Below are 14,081 nucleotides of genomic sequence, written 5' to 3' on the forward strand. Positions count from 1 at the left end.
GCTTATATGCCCGTTATTGCAGCATTTAATTCGAAAGGTGGATCAACCAAAAGCACGGCCCTGCTCGTGCTGGCGGATTCGTTGGCACGACAGAATGCCTCAGTGACGGTTATCGATACTGACCCTCAGCGATCGATCGCTAACTGGCGTGAGCAGGCGACGACATCGACCATTGAAGTCATTGAGCAGACATCGAGCACCGGCATTCACAAAGCTATCAAAGATGCCTCAGCCAAGAGCGCGTTTGTGTTCGTTGATATGGCGGGTTTCACGTCCGATATGAGAACCCCTGTCGTGAGCAGGGCCGATCTCATGATTATCCCGATGCAGCCTAGTCCAGAAGACGCACGAAAAGCCGCAGACTCCTTCGCATTGATTACGAGCGACGAAGAGACGCTAGGTCGGACGGTCGATAAGCGAATTCTCTGGTCGAGGACCGTACCGAATATGATTTCGCGCGTGGAGCGCAAAATCATGGCTGAAATTCAAGGGAACGATGTGCCTTCCTTCACAACCCACCTCCACGAGCGGTCTGCTTACAAGGCCATGATGCTGGAAGGCGTTCCACTCGCAGAGCTAAATCGCGACGAGTACAACGGTGTCGATAAGGCGATAACAAATGCCGACCTTCTCGCGGCCGAGCTGGTCGAATACATCATCAACAAGCAGGAGAAAGCCGCATGAGCAGCAAACCTCTCGGATTTGGGAACCGTCATATCGATCCAAACCCGGCCGATGTGAGAAACAAGCTTAGCCTTGCTGCCAGCATGAAGCCGACCCCTGTAAGCGACGATCTGCCGACCGCCAAGGAAGTCGAGCGAATTGTAGAAACGCAGGAAGGTACGATCCGACAGCAGCCGCTCAAGATCGCCAGCAAGCGCAAAAGCAAAGGGATCGTTCAGCCTCTGAACATGCGGGTGCGTCTGGCAACCCACAACCGGTTCGTGGAACTTTCCAAGACATTGCGCATGCCCTACGACGAGACGCTTGAATGGGTTCTGGAAAGGGCAGGGGTGGATGAAGATGGGAATCCGCCAGCTCTCTAGTGGCGGATCGACGCGAGGACCGCAGCCTTGCTTGCGGTCCTCGCAACAGACGATTAAGCCCCGGCCATACCGAAAGCCTTGCACATGTTGTCGAGTCCGACTTCAAGGCCGATAGTGTTCGCGATCATTGCAGTGATGCCGTTGACGAAATAGCACATAATTCCCCCGATCAGATAGTAGACCGGTGTGCTCCATGGCACCATCTCGCCATTGGATTTGCGATATGCCGAACGGGCGGCGTTGAAAAGCGCCACCGTGCCGATGATCATCCAGATCAGAGTTACGGAGTATTGGAACTGCTGGCAGTACGTGCCCGTGATCGAGCCAGATTGCGCATAATCGAGAACATTGCTCGTGGTCGCATCTTCGGCGAGTGAAAAGGTGCCAGCCAAGCGGTAGAAAATAACTGCGCCCATCGCCGCTGCGCTGCCGAGGGCTAGCTTCATGATCGCGCCGGTAAACGTCGCCTGACGCGTCGAGAAACGGCTATTGCCGCTGGTGTACTGGTAGCCTTCTAAAAGTCCCATGCCGCCCACGATGACCCCAAAGATCGTGATCGACAGGATCATAATGGAGAGAAGGATTGAGTTGGCTTTGAAGAGATTGATTATGATTTCGGTGAGATCGGTCATCTTTTAATCCGCTTTCCCCAATTCCTTCAGAAGTGTTTCGTTGTACGCTTTTAGCTTCCGGTTCTCCGCCCGAACCTCCATCAATGCGTTCTCCAGCTCGCGGACCTGATCGCGAAGAATATCGACCTCGTTGCCGAACAGATCGGTGTCAGCTCCCGCAGGCGGTGCTTTGTATTGAAGCGTCGGCTGGTCTTCTGGCGCAAATTCATAGCGAGACACGTTGCCTTCGCCGCCCGGCCTAGTAATCACAGGGTCTGGTGCGCGCGCGTCCTGAGCTGCGGCCATCTGCGGTAGCGCTCCGCACAGGATCGGTAGCGTTATCGTGAAGAGAATTCGTGAAAACATACCTTGTCCGTGACCTGTTTCGAGTTTCATTCGACAATGTATCTCGATACGGAAACATTGTCATGTCGCCTTTCTTCTGGCAAAACAGTTTCCAGTCAAGGGCGCTGGAATCTTCGTCTGCGCCTTGTGCGAGTAGGAGTAGCACTCGCGCGCTTGAGCAAGGAGAGGAAAACTCATGCAGTTGAAGCGAACGGCCATAATTACTGCTGTTTCGGTCGCCACGGCGCTCTCGTCTACCGCCACCATGGCGGCACCGTTGACGTTCACAGAGCTTTTTAACCCGGCCGAGATCAACGATCCGAAGAATGTCGTTGCTTCGATTATGAACCGCTTGTGGAAGAACGATATCCAAGAGGTTATGGGCGCGAATTACGAGTTCATGTATGCCTCTTTTGAGGCGAAGGGTAACACTTACCTTGTCTCGATGATGGGATCGCCTCTGTGCGGCGCCAATTCTTGCTCATGGTACGTCCAGCGTGTTTCGCCTGACTTCAAGGTGCTGGCGACAAGTGAGCGCATCAACGCTTGCCAAGACCGGAATACGGTCGATGTGACTGACGACAAGCTTTCGATTTGCGGCAAACAGGTGGAGCTTCCATGATCAGATCCTCGCGCATCCTGTTCACGGCCGCGACGATCTTTCTCGCGGGCACCATGTTTGCCCATGCGGCCAGAAACCCGCAGCCCACCGCAACAAATTGCGGCTCGATGCTCAACAACATACGGCAGAGCGAGGGCAGCGGGAACTATAGCACCAACACCGGGAACGGTTACTATGGTGCTTATCAGATGGGCCGATCCGCTTTGATCGATGTCGGGTATATGCGCGGCGACGGCACTTGGACCGGTAAGAATGGCATCAACTCGCTAGAGGACTATCTGAATACGCCGTCGGCGCAGGACGCCGCATTTCTGGAATACGGAAACCGGAACCTCACCTATCTCGGGAATTACCAGCAGTACATTGGTCAGACGATAAACGGGGTCACTGTCACCCGTGGCGGCTTGATCGCCGGCAGTCACCTTGTCGGAGCGGGGGGCCTCAAAGATTGGCTCACAAGCGGCGGTTCCTGCACTGGCAGAGCAGTGGACGGCAATGGAACGTGCGCGGGCACCTATGTTGCTGAAAATCAGGTCAATGAGACGTGCAGCGGGGATGAGGTCGCGGCAGGTGGGGGCGGCTCCTGCTTGTCAGCCCATCCCGTTCAGAGTCCTGTTGTCTTCAGTGAGTACGGTGCCTGGAATCGCCCCGGCGCGGGTTCTGGTAACGGCTGGCATCGCGGATCGGACATCTATCCGCAGGGAGCGCAGGGCCAAGCTTCCACTAATCAGCCTCTATTTGCTGCCCATGACGGCAAACTGAGCGTCGGTTCGATGGGCGTCAAAGTGACAGGCAGTCAGTTCCGAACGCTCTATCTGCACTCATATTCGCGGCCTGACCCGAAAGACGTGAGCGCCGGGGAAGAAATCGCCAAGATCGGCGACAATCAGTCGGCAGGAAAACCGCACCTCCATTTCGAGGTGCAAGTTCCAGCAAGTGCCGTCAAAGCGAGCAAATGCGTGCCGGGATCGAGCACTGACGATTGCGTGTTTCCCGTAGGCGGCGGCAAACGCGATCCGAACGGCTATGCCACCTCGGATGCATTGTCGTCGGCATCCCCGAATACGTGGTATTATGTGAATCCAGAGCGCTACTTGAAAGAGCGCGTGCCTGTCGTCGGCATGGCTGCTGTTCGCGCCGGTCGCAGCCAGTCGCTCCCCAATACCTGCACGCCGGGCCAAGATGTTGCCGAGACACCGACCAGTTCTGGCGACAGCGACAATTCTGCCGCGATGGCAGGAGGCGAGGGGACTTACATGACCAGCGGAGGCAGCGCGGCGGCAAACGCCGACAAGGATTTGCGCTCGCTGGCGATAAATATGACCCGGCAGAATGCCCTTGAGCTTCGCGCAGCAGCTTCGCTGGCGCAGAACCTTGAAGGTCGAACCGATAGTGCTCTCGCACATATGCTCCTGTTGATGTCGCGAACAGAGATCGGGCAGCAGTGATGATCCGCGGTTTCGTGATCGCGTTAGTTTTCTCGGGGGGCGCGTTGGTCGCGTCTCCCGAAATTGCTTTTGCGGATGGATACGTTGGGCACTGGCTGCGGGTGATAACCGCCGAGGGGGAAGAGCCTGATCCAAAGAACAATGAAGGCTGTGAGGCTTTCTTGCGGTCAGACGAGTACGATCCCGACGAGAGTGCAGCGGCAAATCTGACCATCACGCCCCATCGCATGGAGACAGATGAAGAAGGCTCAGATGTTACCGGGGTCGTTGAATTCGGCCGGACTGAGGGAGGGCGCACGCCTTTTTCGATCAAGGCAGAACACGAGTACAGCGTGGTTGGCCGTAAAGGTTTCATCGAGCAGCACGACAGCAACTACATCTCGATCACCATCCATGATGTCCAGCTTGACGAGCAGGGCAGCGTCGGTGATGTGGTAATGCGTTATTGCCGCCAGCGCTGACGCCCGGCGCTAACGCCGCTCATAGATCGGTCGCAGCATCAGATAGACGGGATGAGCGACAATCGCGATCCTTCCCACCAGCTCATAATCTGAGGTCGAATCCGCAAGCCTCTCCATCTGCGCTGCCGTACCGAAGAGGCCAGCGAGAGCGAGCATGATTCCACCTAGCAGGAAAGTGGAGAGTAGCAGGGTGATTTGCCACGGAAGCACGAGAGATTCCGTGTAGTGCGCGACAAGGAACACGCTCGCGCCGCCACCCAATAGACCGCCGAGTGTTACGAGGTAGCTACGGCAATATGTGCCCCATGAGGCTTGTGATTTATCCGATCTCGTCATCGTAATCCCTACCGATCCGGCACCAGCTCTGGCACTTGTGCGTTGTCGTCGTTCCACATTTCGGACGACTTGATAATCATCTCATCGACCGTGTTGGTCTGGTTTCGTACCTTCGCTACCAGCTCATCAAAATCGCGCATTGTAAGCGCGTCAGGCGACTGTTTTCTGGCTTCTTGGACGATGGCCGTTATCGTGCTTTCCGCAATCTCAGGCCGTGTGCGGCCGGTCTTCAGAACAAGCTCTGTCTGCCAGTGATCGTACATTCCAGCCGCTTCCGGGCAGGGGGTTTGCATGCCGACATAGTTTAGAAAACGCCACATGCTTCTGTCGGCAAACCGCAGCCAGAGGAACGTGTTTGGTGCCATGACCCCGGCAGATCGAGCGGCTTTAAGTGTACCATCCTTGCCGTCAGTAAGCGACGATGCCAAGACGCCAAATACGTATCCGTGCCGCTGCACGATCCTGTCTATCACATCGACCGGGCGCTTCGGATCGATCCCGGTGGCGGGCTTCACGATGATCTTTGCCAGCTCTTCTTTCGCCCGCTTCGTTGTTTTGAAATTGGGGCCGACCTTTGCCAGATGTTCCGACAGGATTATCATGTTGGATGGCTGCTCGATGCCGGTGCCGATATCAGCACCCTTTGCTTTCTTTTTCTTAGGCTTCCCGGCCTTTTTATCGGGATCAGGGTAGTCGTATGGCCCGATCACAAGACTGTCGCCAAGCTTGGTCTTTTCACGGTTGATGTCGCGCCAGACATCTCGAAGGAACTCTTCGCTCGCATCCAAGACACTTGAGAGCTTGATGTCGCTGTCGTGAAGCGCATTCACGCGCACAAGGGCCGAGTACAGGATCACGGTCGCGTACCATGGCAATTCATCTATCGCAGCCCTTACAGCGGCGTCATTACGAAGGTTCACATTTAGAAACGGGTTGTGCGGCCCAAAGGGCTTCTCTAGGGCCTTTCGCAGAGCGCTGCGATTGATTGCCCGTTCACCTGCCTTTCGGTCCTCGTCGGCTTCTTCCGGCTTGGGGGAGGTCTGTTCTTCGTCGTTCTCAGGAACCTTGAATTTATCAGCGACGATAGCGCCGCTGTCGATCAGCAGCTCAAGTGCTGACATCGGCTGAGACGCAGGGCCGGAGCTGGCCGAATATCTGTGCATGGGGAATTTCAGGAAGAACTCGCAATGAGGATAGAACGGCGCGAAGCGCTGCATCAGCTCCTTGTGGCTCATTGCATACTCTGCATCCTTCTTCGGCCGCAGATAGGTAATGATGTGCTTGCTCTCGACCTTCGCTCTCATAAAGAGGCCGACCAGAACTATGATCCCGGCGCACACCACGCCGAAGGGAAGGGACGACAGAAAGATCGACTGGATACTCAGGTCCTTGCCCGGCGTGTAGGCGAAATAGTCGCCCCACGCGGTCAGTTTCCAAAGCGTGCCGGTTTCAGCAGTGCGAGCCGCGCGATAGAGCATTCCTACTGGCGCGCGGAAAATCACCCATACTACAGTTAGGATCGCCAGACAGAAAAACAGCGCCGTGCCGATTTCCAGCCATCCGACGCTCTTCTGATCCCTTGGTGCCATTTTCCCTTTTCCCACTCGATCATTGACAATGATTTCATTAGCGGAAACGTTATCAAATGTTTCAGCGATTTGCTATCAGGAGGGTGCAGTGAAACTCATGATTGTCGAAAGCCCTACCAAGGCTAAGAAAATTGGATCGCTGCTTGGTTCCGATTGGCGAGTAGAGGCCAGCATGGGCCATATTGTAGATCTTCCAACGGACCAGATGGCCGTTGAACCGCAAACATACCAGCTCACCTATGTAGCATCCGAGCGCGGCCGATCTGTCATCAGCCGGTTGAAGCCATTGGTCGCCGAGGCCGATGCCATTTATCTTGCAACGGACCCGGATCGTGAGGGGGAGGCGATTTCCGAGCATCTGAAGCGTTACTTGCGCATCGAGCGGTATCAGCGGGTCACATTCAACGAGATAACCGAGACCGGTATAAAGGCGGCACTCGCCGCGCCTCGCCCGATTGATCGGCGGCTTGTCGCGGCACAGGAGGCACGCAGAGCAGCGGATCGGTTGATCGGCTACCGAGTGTCCTTTCCGATATCGACGGCAGCGGGGCAGTCCCTGACAGCCGGTCGTTGCCAGTCGCCCGCAGTCCGCCTCGTTGTCGAACGGCAGAATGAGATAGACCGCTTCAAGGTGACAGACCATTTTTCGGCGTTAGCGGAGTTTGAGAACGGCTCGTGGACCGCCGAGTGGCAGACCAAATCCTTTCTGCAGGGCGATGACGAATACATCCTCGATCAGAGTTTGGCCGAGCGAGCTGCGGCTTGCCGCCGCTTCACGGTGACGGCAGCGGCCGAGAAGCCCGTTGCCAAGGGACCACCCGCACCGTTTACGACCTCCGCGCTCTTGCAGGCGGCGGGAGCCACCCTTGGATACCCTCCAGCCCTGACACAGAAGCTTGCACAGAGCCTTTTCGAAGCCGGTTTGATTACCTACCACCGGACAGACAATCCGAACCTCTCAGATGACGGGATTGCGGCTATCGGTGCCTATGCTGAGGGGCAGGGATGGCAGCTTTCGGAAAAAAAACGACGCTGGCCGCTGCCTGAAGGAGCACAGGAGGCTCATGAGGCTATTCGACCAACTCATGTTGAGGATCGTGAGGCGGGGGAGGATGACAAGCAAAAAGCGCTATACAAGCTGATTTGGCAGCGCGCCGTTGCCTCGCAGCTCGCAGATGCCGTCTACAAAACAGTGACGCTCGATCTCACGGCCGATGCCGGTGGCGAGCGCTTCCATTTCCGTGCTCGCAGCGCCGAGCTGGTTAAGCAAGGGTGGAGGATCGTTGCTGCGGATGAAAAGAGCGATGACGAAGATGAGGACGAGTCGACCAACGGGCGCGTCCCGATGCTACAGCCAGGTACTTCCGTGACAGCGACGGGAGGCAAGATTTTGCGCAAGGCGACAAAGCCGCCCCGGCGCTACACCGAAACCAGCTTGATCCGCAAACTTGAGCAGATGGGCATCGGTAGGCCATCGACCTTTGCGGCTATCGTATCGAATATCTGCAACAAGAAATATGTTGTGGTGGAAAAACGGTATCTCGTCCCGACACAGAGCGGCCGGGCCATCGTCGGAAACCTCGTCGGCCGTTTTGACTTCGCCGAATACGACTTCACCAAAGACCTCGAAAAACGCCTCGATCTCATAGCGGAAGGCAGAGAACGCTATGTCGATGTGATCGCTGATCTTGATCAGCGCCTCGATGTTGAGCTTGGGAAGCTCGCGAGCGTGAAGCCTGCCCACCCATGTCCTAAGTGCGGCAAGGCGCTGCGACTTGTGACGGGTAAGTCGCGGAGCTTTTTCGGTTGTTCGGGCTATCGCGATGGATGCCCTGTCATTTGTGAAAACGACAACGGCAAGCCGGGAGCAGTCATCGAGCGGTCGGATACGCCTTCTGAGAAGCAGGCAGCGTTTGCAAAGCGGATCGCGGAAGAGAATGGCTTATCTCTGCCGGAAGAGGTTATGGCGTCTGCAAAAGCTCTCTCGGTGTGGATTGATGAGGCCCTTGCCGCCGCGCCGCCTCGACTTGCCAGCGACAAGCAGCGTGAGTTCATCGCGACCTTGATCGAGCAAAATGGGCTACAGCCCCCTGCCGGATGGCCGGATAATGTCACAAGCGATGTGGCGAGCGCCTTCATTTCCAAGAACGGGAAGGCTAAGGGAAAATCGAAGCCCGCGCGCAGGCGTAAAGCTTCATGACATCAGCAGGGGAAACAGATGGGCGTTCATCCTAAACAGCCGAACCAGATTGACATCGATGTGGGCAATAAAATCCGGCTGCGCAGGCGACTTACTGGCATGAGCCAGACGGCTCTAGGAACAGCGCTTGGGATCACATTTCAACAGGTCCAGAAGTACGAGAAGGGCACAAACCGGGTCGGCGCAAGCCGACTGTCGGATATGGCCCGCATTCTAGGGGTGCCGGTTTCGTATTTCTTTGAAGATGGGCAAAGCCATGATGTGGCTGAAAGCTCCGGGGAGTCTGAACTTCTTACTCAGTTCGTTGGCACTTCCGAAGGTCTAGCCTTGAATCGTGCGTTCGCGCAAATACCCGATGGGGGTATCAGACGAAAGGTTCTCTCACTGGTGAAGGCTCTAGCCGACGAAGAGCAATGACCGGATGGCCGTCCTATTCGGCGTTGTTCTTGAGTGCCATAATCGTTCGTGATGCCTGCGGCGCTCCGCTGATCAGGTCAGCTACGATCTGATCGTCCCCTCGCGTACTGATCGATATCGAGCCGAAGCCGAGTATCCGGCCGAGAACGGATTGCGTAAGCTGAACGCCTATGATCTCTCGAACAGAGGTCGTGAACATATCTCGGCTGATGAAACCGGTTCGCCAGAGCACGCGGTTACTGAAAACTCTAAGCTCTGTTGTCATGTACCTGATGAGGCACACGAGCACTTGTGTTGCAAAGCCCATGGCAATGATGGCGGTCGCAATTCGGCAGACAAGGAAGATCGTGGGGTAAAAGCTCTCGTAAAGAGATAACCCGAGCACCATCGGGCCAAGATTGTGCATAAGGTAGAGGTCAGAGGTCCAGACGTACCAGAGAGCCGCTGTTCCGAGGCCAGCAATCAGCACCGGCCCGACGAATATGATTTTCGAGAGACGGTAGATCGTCAGTGGTTCTTGTTCGCCGTCTTCCATCCATCACTTCCGTTGTTTGTTTCACAACGAAGTCATATCATTTTTTGTTGTCGAAGGAAAAGCGGGAAAGGGGCGCATGAGCGCCCCTTCTGGTTTCAAGGTAGCCAGCGTTCGCGCGAGCACCAGTCGTCCAGCCAGTCGGCGGCAACCTTGTAAACGATCCACATGACGAATGCACCGCCGAGACCGATTGATGGAAATCCGGCCATAAAAGCGACAGTGAGGACGATAAGGGCGTGAAAGCTTGCTTCGATAGATGTGCTCATTTTGTATCTCCAAGGTTTGAGCCGCAGGGAGATAACCCCTGCACCTTGATTCTCTCCCGCTTCCTTGCAAGGCACAAAAAGGCCCTCGAATCCGCCGATAGCCGATCAGACAGGGTTGGGTCGGAACCGCTCAGGTTTCCTTGTTTCGGGTTTTGACGAGCCGATACTCCTTGGAGACGACGCCGCTCTCACTGGCTGCACCAACCATGGCAGCTCTTACCCACACGGTCTTTTCAGGTAGACGACGAAGGTGGCCCCGGCGAAGATGAAGACGGGGGCTGGCGTGTGTTCCACTTGCGCTGCCGGTATTACCGGGGGACGGACGATCAGCGGCCAGCGCCAGAACCTTATAAGAAAAGAAAGGCTGCTTCCCCTTGGCAATCCGCGCCTTGTTCAGTTTGGCAGGGGCTTCAATATCCGCCGTCGCTACGTTTTCGCAGTTGAGGACTGCACACGCTTGAACCACGGCCATACCTTCATCCCTCGTGTCGTTCATTATGTTCGAATCCGGTTTCACGGTCGCTTCTCGCAATGACCGCTTCGAAATGCTCCGGCTGAAGAATGAACGGCTCTGCTGCAAACTGCTGCGGCTTTTTGGGCAGCAAACCGGCGCTGTTAAGGGCTTCCATCGCGCGGGCGCTCAAAGGGCTGACTTGAGCCTGATCGACTGCTGCCAAGCTGTTCTCGTAGGGAACGAAAGCCCCGCCGATACCTACATTCCACGTCTCGATGACATCCAGCCATGAAATAGGAAGGATAAAGACGCCTCCCTGCGGAAAGCGATCTAGGATGACGTTGAGATGCGCCAGTTGCGGCGGCGTTGCACCTGGCTCCCAACAAAGGGCAATGCGACGGGTTGACTTGTAGTGATCGAGATAACCCGCGTCCTTTGCATCGGTTTTCTGCCAAGGAGCTTCGAAAGCAACGAGCGGGAAGGGGAGCTTCAGGAGGTCTATGTGCGCTTGCGATACGTGCAGCGGATCAAGCAGCTCTGCGCAGTTGGGCAGGATAAATTTCACTGATCTGCGAAGCATATCGCTGACGATGCGGATCGCGTTGATGGACTGAACAAAATGCGGGGGGAGACGCTGTACGACCTCTTTCATGCTCTCAATCGCATGGGCGCTATAGTTCAGCGCCGTAAAGTTCTCGCCTGTCTCCATTTCTAGTCTCCTTGCCCGTAGATCACTTCCAGAAGACCACGGGCATCCGCGTCTTCAATTGCTTTCAAAGCCGCCGCATGTCCGGCGACATTTTCACGTTCTCGTGCGAAGCGCGCTTCAACATCGCGCTTGAGAGTTTGGATCAGCTCGTGCTTCTCGGCGGTAGGAAAGACGGCATAGTGCTCAGCGGCCGCGAAGGCGACGTGCGGGATCGTAAACTCGTCAAGCGTCGGTTCATCTACATGATCCGAAGGCATGGGATCAGACCTTCACAACATATTCGGGCTTGATGGGAATGCCTGTTTCCATATTGACGCAGCAAGGCGGGATGGGGATCATGCGGCCATCAGCCAGATGGCGAATATGACCTCTTCGCCAGTGTGGTTTGACGGTCCAGCCGCCCTCTCCCTTCCGGTTTTGTGATGCCTGTTGGCTGGCGCGAACATCGATCACGATCATTGGGCCAATAGGCGGCTTTTTCTTCTGCAAGCGCTGCTTGTTCAAGCGCGCCGGGGCAGGCTCTTCCCGGCGGATGGCTTGCGGAGTGGCAAGGGCGCCGATCAGCGCCGCTGACACACCAAAGCCCGTGTCCACGAGCAGTTGCGTCGAATCGTTGTCGGCGTGGCTGACAAGGACGTGCTTGTGATCGCCGCAAACTCTCTGTCCGACTTGATTCAGGAAGACCAAGCCATTGCGGCGATGATTTTCGAACATGACGCGCACGGAAAGCGAGACGAGCTTTCCATCGATAGGGCTCATATTTTTCTCACAGAGAGCCGCCATATGGACGTGCTCATCGAGCACCTTCTGCACCCACGAGACCCAAAAAACATCGTGAGGGATAGGAGCAACTTCCGCGTCCCATAGCTCGTTGGCAAAGTCTATGAATGTTTGGAGGGTATCGTCTTTGGGGTCTGCATCGAGAAAGCTGAAGGTAAATTCGGCGGCGCTGGCGGCGCACGCCTCAACATGCCGGGCCATCTCATCGATCTCATTGGCCTTCCATGGCTCCATTGAGCGGTAGTGGCCGGATTTCAGGTGTTCGAGGGCTGTGTGCAATCGCATTGATGGATCTCCGGTTTACGACTGACACCATTGGTTTCGATCACGGTATCCTCCGCGATAGGCATGGCCGAGGCCGAGCTTGATCATCTGGTCTGCAATGTCTCCATGCTGCGTCATCACCTGCGTCAACACGCGGCCATAGCGATCTTCGCCTTGATCTCGGTATTGGATGCCGGGCGTGCTCATGAGACGCTGAAGCTGTTGGGTAGCGCGATCCGCAAGCGCTCGCTCCTGACCGCAACGAGCGCCTTCGCCAGCTTCTGGTGCGTCATAACCGACGATCCGGTACTTAATGCCGTCCCGCCAGAACGTGTCTCCATCGACGATGCAGGTTATCCGCTTGCCCGTAGTGCAGATCGGCCATTGATCCTGTGCTGTTGCGGGTAATGAGGTGGTGAGTGCTGCGAGAGCAGCGATTCCAGCTCTGATATGCAATTCTTGCTCCCTTCAATTGTCCTCAGCTTCGCGCTCTTCGGCTGCTGCCTCGATCTTTTTCGCCAACTGTTTTTTTACCCGGCGTGTCGCGCCGGCATCTTTTTGATCGGGGAGGTAGTATTTCATGTAGGAAGAGGCCGTTTCGATATCCTTCTCAGTGTGGCCGAGCGCTTCTGCGAAGAATGCGGCTTTCGTCTTCGACTTAGGCCGGAAAAACTGGTCCGCGATTTCCGCGTACAGTGCGCGAACGTTATGCGCCTTGATTTTCTTGGCTTCGATCACGTTCGGCGTGTCTTCGAGCGAGACTTTTGGCCAGAGTTTTTCGAGGATTTCGTCACGGACGGCGGGAAGGATGCACTTGGGGTTCGGAGCGCGCAGCAAGTCTGCTTTGAATTCGTCGCTCGTCATCTCGCGCCATATCTGGCCACTTTCACTGTAGCGGAGCACCATCCAAGCAAAAATGACATCTCGCGCTTTTGTCAGCACGGGGATCGAAACGACTGGTCGAATTGCGTCCCCTCGTTTCCACGAGTCTTTGCCTGTCCGGAGAATAGGACGCGCCACGTCTCGTAGCCACGGCCACGGGTATGTTCTGTGTTCGTGGTCGGGTCTGCCATAATCGGCAGGGGCGAGAAGACGCCTTGGCAGAAGATTTCGAAAGGGCGACGGCCGGTCAGGATACCGAGAGCCACGCCGATCTCGACGGCGCGTGTTCTCGATATATCAGAGGCCGTTTCACGAGCTGCTTGTTCCAAGGCGCTCCAAGAGGCGTCTGTGGCCGGAATAAGCTCCTTTGCGCGATCTAGGATATCCTGCCAGTGTGGCATAGGCACCAAGTCGCGGTGTTGCTCAACAATTGCATCTCGATATTGGATGGATCGGGCCTTTTGGGCATCTTCGGGTGGTCTGACGATGGAAAGCGTTAGTTCATCATCCAGTCCGCGTCTGCGAAGCTCGTTGCGATAGGCGGCGGTTGTCGTCAGAACGGTGTTGCTCTTGAGGGTTTGCAGCATTTCGTCCAGCTCCGACTTCCAGAGCTTCCCGAGGCCGCGCTTATAGACGGCGCTGGCCTGCTTTTCGGTCTTGCCCTCTGCGAGCGAACGATCGTGCTCTTCTTTGAGCGTTTGAGCTGCTGTGCCAAACAGATCAATACTATCGGCGCGGGTCGCCTTGCGCCCGCCAGCGCCGCGAGATTCAACCGTGCGGAGTGGATCGTCAGAGCGGTCGAGGACCTTAACGAAGTGCAGCGCCGGGTGATTGTCACCGTAGGCTTCACGAATTGCATTGCGGTAGCGCGAGGCATAGATGTTGCGCGTCGATACGGACTTGTCCGCAAACGTCTCCCATTCCTTTTCCCAAAGGTCGGCGTAATCATCGGCGTCGGCTGTCAGGTTTGCAACAAATGTTGCAATGGCATCCTTGACCACCGGGCGACGGCCGGTCTTTGCACGCTGCTGTTCGTCGGCGTCGGTCTTCTTCGCGTTCATTGAACTTTCTCATTTCCTTGATGTGCGGTGATCATTGGCGAAGGCTTCATGAAGC

18 protein-coding genes and 1 pseudogene are annotated in these 14,081 nt (G+C 56.1%); 7 read left to right on the forward strand and 12 right to left on the reverse strand.

Going from position 1 to position 14,081, the window contains the following annotated elements:
• The first annotated feature begins 6 nt into the window (after nt 1–6).
• Both ShzoTeo12_RS26730 and ShzoTeo12_RS26735 read left to right on the forward strand, forming a co-directional pair.
• Nucleotides 7–684 carry an AAA family ATPase gene (locus ShzoTeo12_RS26730; RefSeq protein WP_164056987.1) on the forward strand — a complete coding sequence of 226 codons (678 nt, stop codon included), beginning with the start codon at nt 7–9 and terminating at the stop codon, nt 682–684.
• On the forward strand, nt 681–1,046 hold the full coding sequence (locus ShzoTeo12_RS26735) for a hypothetical protein (RefSeq protein WP_130519794.1): 366 nt from the start codon (nt 681–683) through the stop codon (nt 1,044–1,046). The genes ShzoTeo12_RS26730 and ShzoTeo12_RS26735 overlap by 4 nt, the downstream gene beginning before the upstream one ends.
• Nucleotides 1,047–1,099: 53 nt before the next feature.
• Here ShzoTeo12_RS26735 and ShzoTeo12_RS26740 read toward each other — a convergent pair whose 3' ends face one another.
• A complete protein-coding gene (locus ShzoTeo12_RS26740) occupies nt 1,100–1,678 on the reverse strand; it encodes a hypothetical protein (RefSeq protein WP_130519796.1) in 579 nt (192 codons plus the stop codon).
• Between the two features lie 3 nt (nt 1,679–1,681).
• The gene (locus ShzoTeo12_RS26745; RefSeq protein WP_130519798.1) at nt 1,682–2,053 is read right to left on the reverse strand and encodes a hypothetical protein; all 372 of its coding nucleotides are present in this window, start codon (nt 2,051–2,053) and stop codon (nt 1,682–1,684) included.
• Between the two features lie 145 nt (nt 2,054–2,198).
• Here ShzoTeo12_RS26745 and ShzoTeo12_RS26750 point away from each other — a divergent pair, with 145 nt between their 5' ends.
• The 3 genes from ShzoTeo12_RS26750 to ShzoTeo12_RS26760 are packed head-to-tail and all read left to right on the forward strand — an operon-like array spanning nt 2,199 to nt 4,533.
• A complete protein-coding gene (locus tag ShzoTeo12_RS26750; protein WP_130519800.1) occupies nt 2,199–2,624 on the forward strand; it encodes a hypothetical protein in 426 nt (141 codons plus the stop codon).
• Nucleotides 2,621–4,072, forward strand: coding sequence for a M23 family metallopeptidase (locus ShzoTeo12_RS26755; protein ID WP_130519802.1), 1,452 nt, complete (start codon nt 2,621–2,623; stop codon nt 4,070–4,072). The genes ShzoTeo12_RS26750 and ShzoTeo12_RS26755 overlap by 4 nt, the downstream gene beginning before the upstream one ends.
• A complete protein-coding gene (locus ShzoTeo12_RS26760) occupies nt 4,072–4,533 on the forward strand; it encodes a hypothetical protein (protein ID WP_130519805.1) in 462 nt (153 codons plus the stop codon). Before ShzoTeo12_RS26755 ends, ShzoTeo12_RS26760 begins: the two co-directional genes overlap by 1 nt.
• Nucleotides 4,534–4,542: 9 nt before the next feature.
• On the opposite strand, the gene ShzoTeo12_RS26765 is transcribed toward ShzoTeo12_RS26760, so the two are convergent.
• Nucleotides 4,543–4,689 (reverse strand): hypothetical protein, encoded by a 147-nt coding sequence (locus tag ShzoTeo12_RS26765; RefSeq protein ID WP_164056985.1) that lies wholly within the window; start codon nt 4,687–4,689, stop codon nt 4,543–4,545.
• 188 nt (nt 4,690–4,877) lie between these two features.
• Entirely contained in the window at nt 4,878–6,458 is a 1,581-nt protein-coding gene (locus tag ShzoTeo12_RS26770) for a hypothetical protein (RefSeq protein ID WP_130519806.1), read from the reverse strand.
• 97 nt (nt 6,459–6,555) lie between these two features.
• Between ShzoTeo12_RS26770 and topA the strand changes: the two genes are divergently transcribed.
• Entirely contained in the window at nt 6,556–8,658 is a 2,103-nt protein-coding gene (topA, locus tag ShzoTeo12_RS26775) for a type I DNA topoisomerase (protein ID WP_245462372.1), read from the forward strand.
• Between the two features lie 18 nt (nt 8,659–8,676).
• The gene (locus ShzoTeo12_RS26780) at nt 8,677–9,075 is read left to right on the forward strand and encodes a helix-turn-helix domain-containing protein (RefSeq protein WP_130519809.1); all 399 of its coding nucleotides are present in this window, start codon (nt 8,677–8,679) and stop codon (nt 9,073–9,075) included.
• 13 nt (nt 9,076–9,088) lie between these two features.
• Here ShzoTeo12_RS26780 and ShzoTeo12_RS26785 read toward each other — a convergent pair whose 3' ends face one another.
• From ShzoTeo12_RS26785 to ShzoTeo12_RS26825, 8 genes and pseudogenes are all read right to left on the reverse strand, one after another.
• On the reverse strand, nt 9,089–9,610 hold the full coding sequence (locus tag ShzoTeo12_RS26785) for a PH domain-containing protein (protein WP_130519811.1): 522 nt from the start codon (nt 9,608–9,610) through the stop codon (nt 9,089–9,091).
• A gap of 95 nt (nt 9,611–9,705) precedes the next feature.
• Complete coding sequence (locus ShzoTeo12_RS26790) at nt 9,706–9,876, reverse strand: hypothetical protein (RefSeq protein ID WP_164056983.1); 171 nt, start codon at nt 9,874–9,876, stop codon at nt 9,706–9,708.
• Between the two features lie 130 nt (nt 9,877–10,006).
• Nucleotides 10,007–10,372 carry a hypothetical protein gene (locus ShzoTeo12_RS26795; protein ID WP_318914428.1) on the reverse strand — a complete coding sequence of 122 codons (366 nt, stop codon included), beginning with the start codon at nt 10,370–10,372 and terminating at the stop codon, nt 10,007–10,009.
• A complete protein-coding gene (locus ShzoTeo12_RS26800) occupies nt 10,353–11,039 on the reverse strand; it encodes a hypothetical protein (protein WP_318914429.1) in 687 nt (228 codons plus the stop codon). The genes ShzoTeo12_RS26795 and ShzoTeo12_RS26800 overlap by 20 nt, the downstream gene beginning before the upstream one ends.
• Before the next feature lie 2 nt (nt 11,040–11,041).
• A complete protein-coding gene (locus tag ShzoTeo12_RS26805; protein WP_130519815.1) occupies nt 11,042–11,296 on the reverse strand; it encodes a hypothetical protein in 255 nt (84 codons plus the stop codon).
• Nucleotides 11,297–11,300: 4 nt separating this feature from the next.
• Nucleotides 11,301–12,104, reverse strand: coding sequence for a hypothetical protein (locus ShzoTeo12_RS26810; RefSeq protein ID WP_130519817.1), 804 nt, complete (start codon nt 12,102–12,104; stop codon nt 11,301–11,303).
• Between the two features lie 15 nt (nt 12,105–12,119).
• Nucleotides 12,120–12,539, reverse strand: coding sequence for a thermonuclease family protein (locus ShzoTeo12_RS28320; protein WP_130519819.1), 420 nt, complete (start codon nt 12,537–12,539; stop codon nt 12,120–12,122).
• Nucleotides 12,540–12,551: 12 nt separating this feature from the next.
• Nucleotides 12,552–14,026: pseudogene (locus ShzoTeo12_RS26825) on the reverse strand (protelomerase family protein).
• Nucleotides 14,027–14,081 lie beyond the last annotated feature (55 nt).

This window comes from Shinella zoogloeoides (assembly GCF_033705735.1).
GTDB lineage: Bacteria > Pseudomonadota > Alphaproteobacteria > Rhizobiales > Rhizobiaceae > Shinella > Shinella zoogloeoides_A.

Excerpts from the sequence above, each read along its gene's own strand:
- ShzoTeo12_RS26730 (WP_164056987.1), top strand. The coding sequence starts at position 7 with ATGCCCGTTATTGCAGCATTTAATTCGAAAGGTGGATCAACCAAAAGC.
- ShzoTeo12_RS26735 (WP_130519794.1), top strand. The coding sequence starts at position 681 with ATGAGCAGCAAACCTCTCGGATTTGGGAACCGTCATATCGATCCAAAC.
- ShzoTeo12_RS26740 (WP_130519796.1), bottom strand. The coding sequence starts at position 1,678 with ATGACCGATCTCACCGAAATCATAATCAATCTCTTCAAAGCCAACTCA.
- ShzoTeo12_RS26745 (WP_130519798.1), bottom strand. The coding sequence starts at position 2,053 with ATGAAACTCGAAACAGGTCACGGACAAGGTATGTTTTCACGAATTCTC.
- ShzoTeo12_RS26750 (WP_130519800.1), top strand. The coding sequence starts at position 2,199 with ATGCAGTTGAAGCGAACGGCCATAATTACTGCTGTTTCGGTCGCCACG.
- ShzoTeo12_RS26755 (WP_130519802.1), top strand. The coding sequence starts at position 2,621 with ATGATCAGATCCTCGCGCATCCTGTTCACGGCCGCGACGATCTTTCTC.
- ShzoTeo12_RS26760 (WP_130519805.1), top strand. The coding sequence starts at position 4,072 with ATGATCCGCGGTTTCGTGATCGCGTTAGTTTTCTCGGGGGGCGCGTTG.
- ShzoTeo12_RS26765 (WP_164056985.1), bottom strand. The coding sequence starts at position 4,689 with ATGCTCGCTCTCGCTGGCCTCTTCGGTACGGCAGCGCAGATGGAGAGG.
- ShzoTeo12_RS26770 (WP_130519806.1), bottom strand. The coding sequence starts at position 6,458 with ATGGCACCAAGGGATCAGAAGAGCGTCGGATGGCTGGAAATCGGCACG.
- topA (WP_245462372.1), top strand. The coding sequence starts at position 6,556 with ATGATTGTCGAAAGCCCTACCAAGGCTAAGAAAATTGGATCGCTGCTT.
- ShzoTeo12_RS26780 (WP_130519809.1), top strand. The coding sequence starts at position 8,677 with ATGGGCGTTCATCCTAAACAGCCGAACCAGATTGACATCGATGTGGGC.
- ShzoTeo12_RS26785 (WP_130519811.1), bottom strand. The coding sequence starts at position 9,610 with ATGGAAGACGGCGAACAAGAACCACTGACGATCTACCGTCTCTCGAAA.
- ShzoTeo12_RS26790 (WP_164056983.1), bottom strand. The coding sequence starts at position 9,876 with ATGAGCACATCTATCGAAGCAAGCTTTCACGCCCTTATCGTCCTCACT.
- ShzoTeo12_RS26795 (WP_318914428.1), bottom strand. The coding sequence starts at position 10,372 with ATGAACGACACGAGGGATGAAGGTATGGCCGTGGTTCAAGCGTGTGCA.
- ShzoTeo12_RS26800 (WP_318914429.1), bottom strand. The coding sequence starts at position 11,039 with ATGGAGACAGGCGAGAACTTTACGGCGCTGAACTATAGCGCCCATGCG.
- ShzoTeo12_RS26805 (WP_130519815.1), bottom strand. The coding sequence starts at position 11,296 with ATGCCTTCGGATCATGTAGATGAACCGACGCTTGACGAGTTTACGATC.
- ShzoTeo12_RS26810 (WP_130519817.1), bottom strand. The coding sequence starts at position 12,104 with ATGCGATTGCACACAGCCCTCGAACACCTGAAATCCGGCCACTACCGC.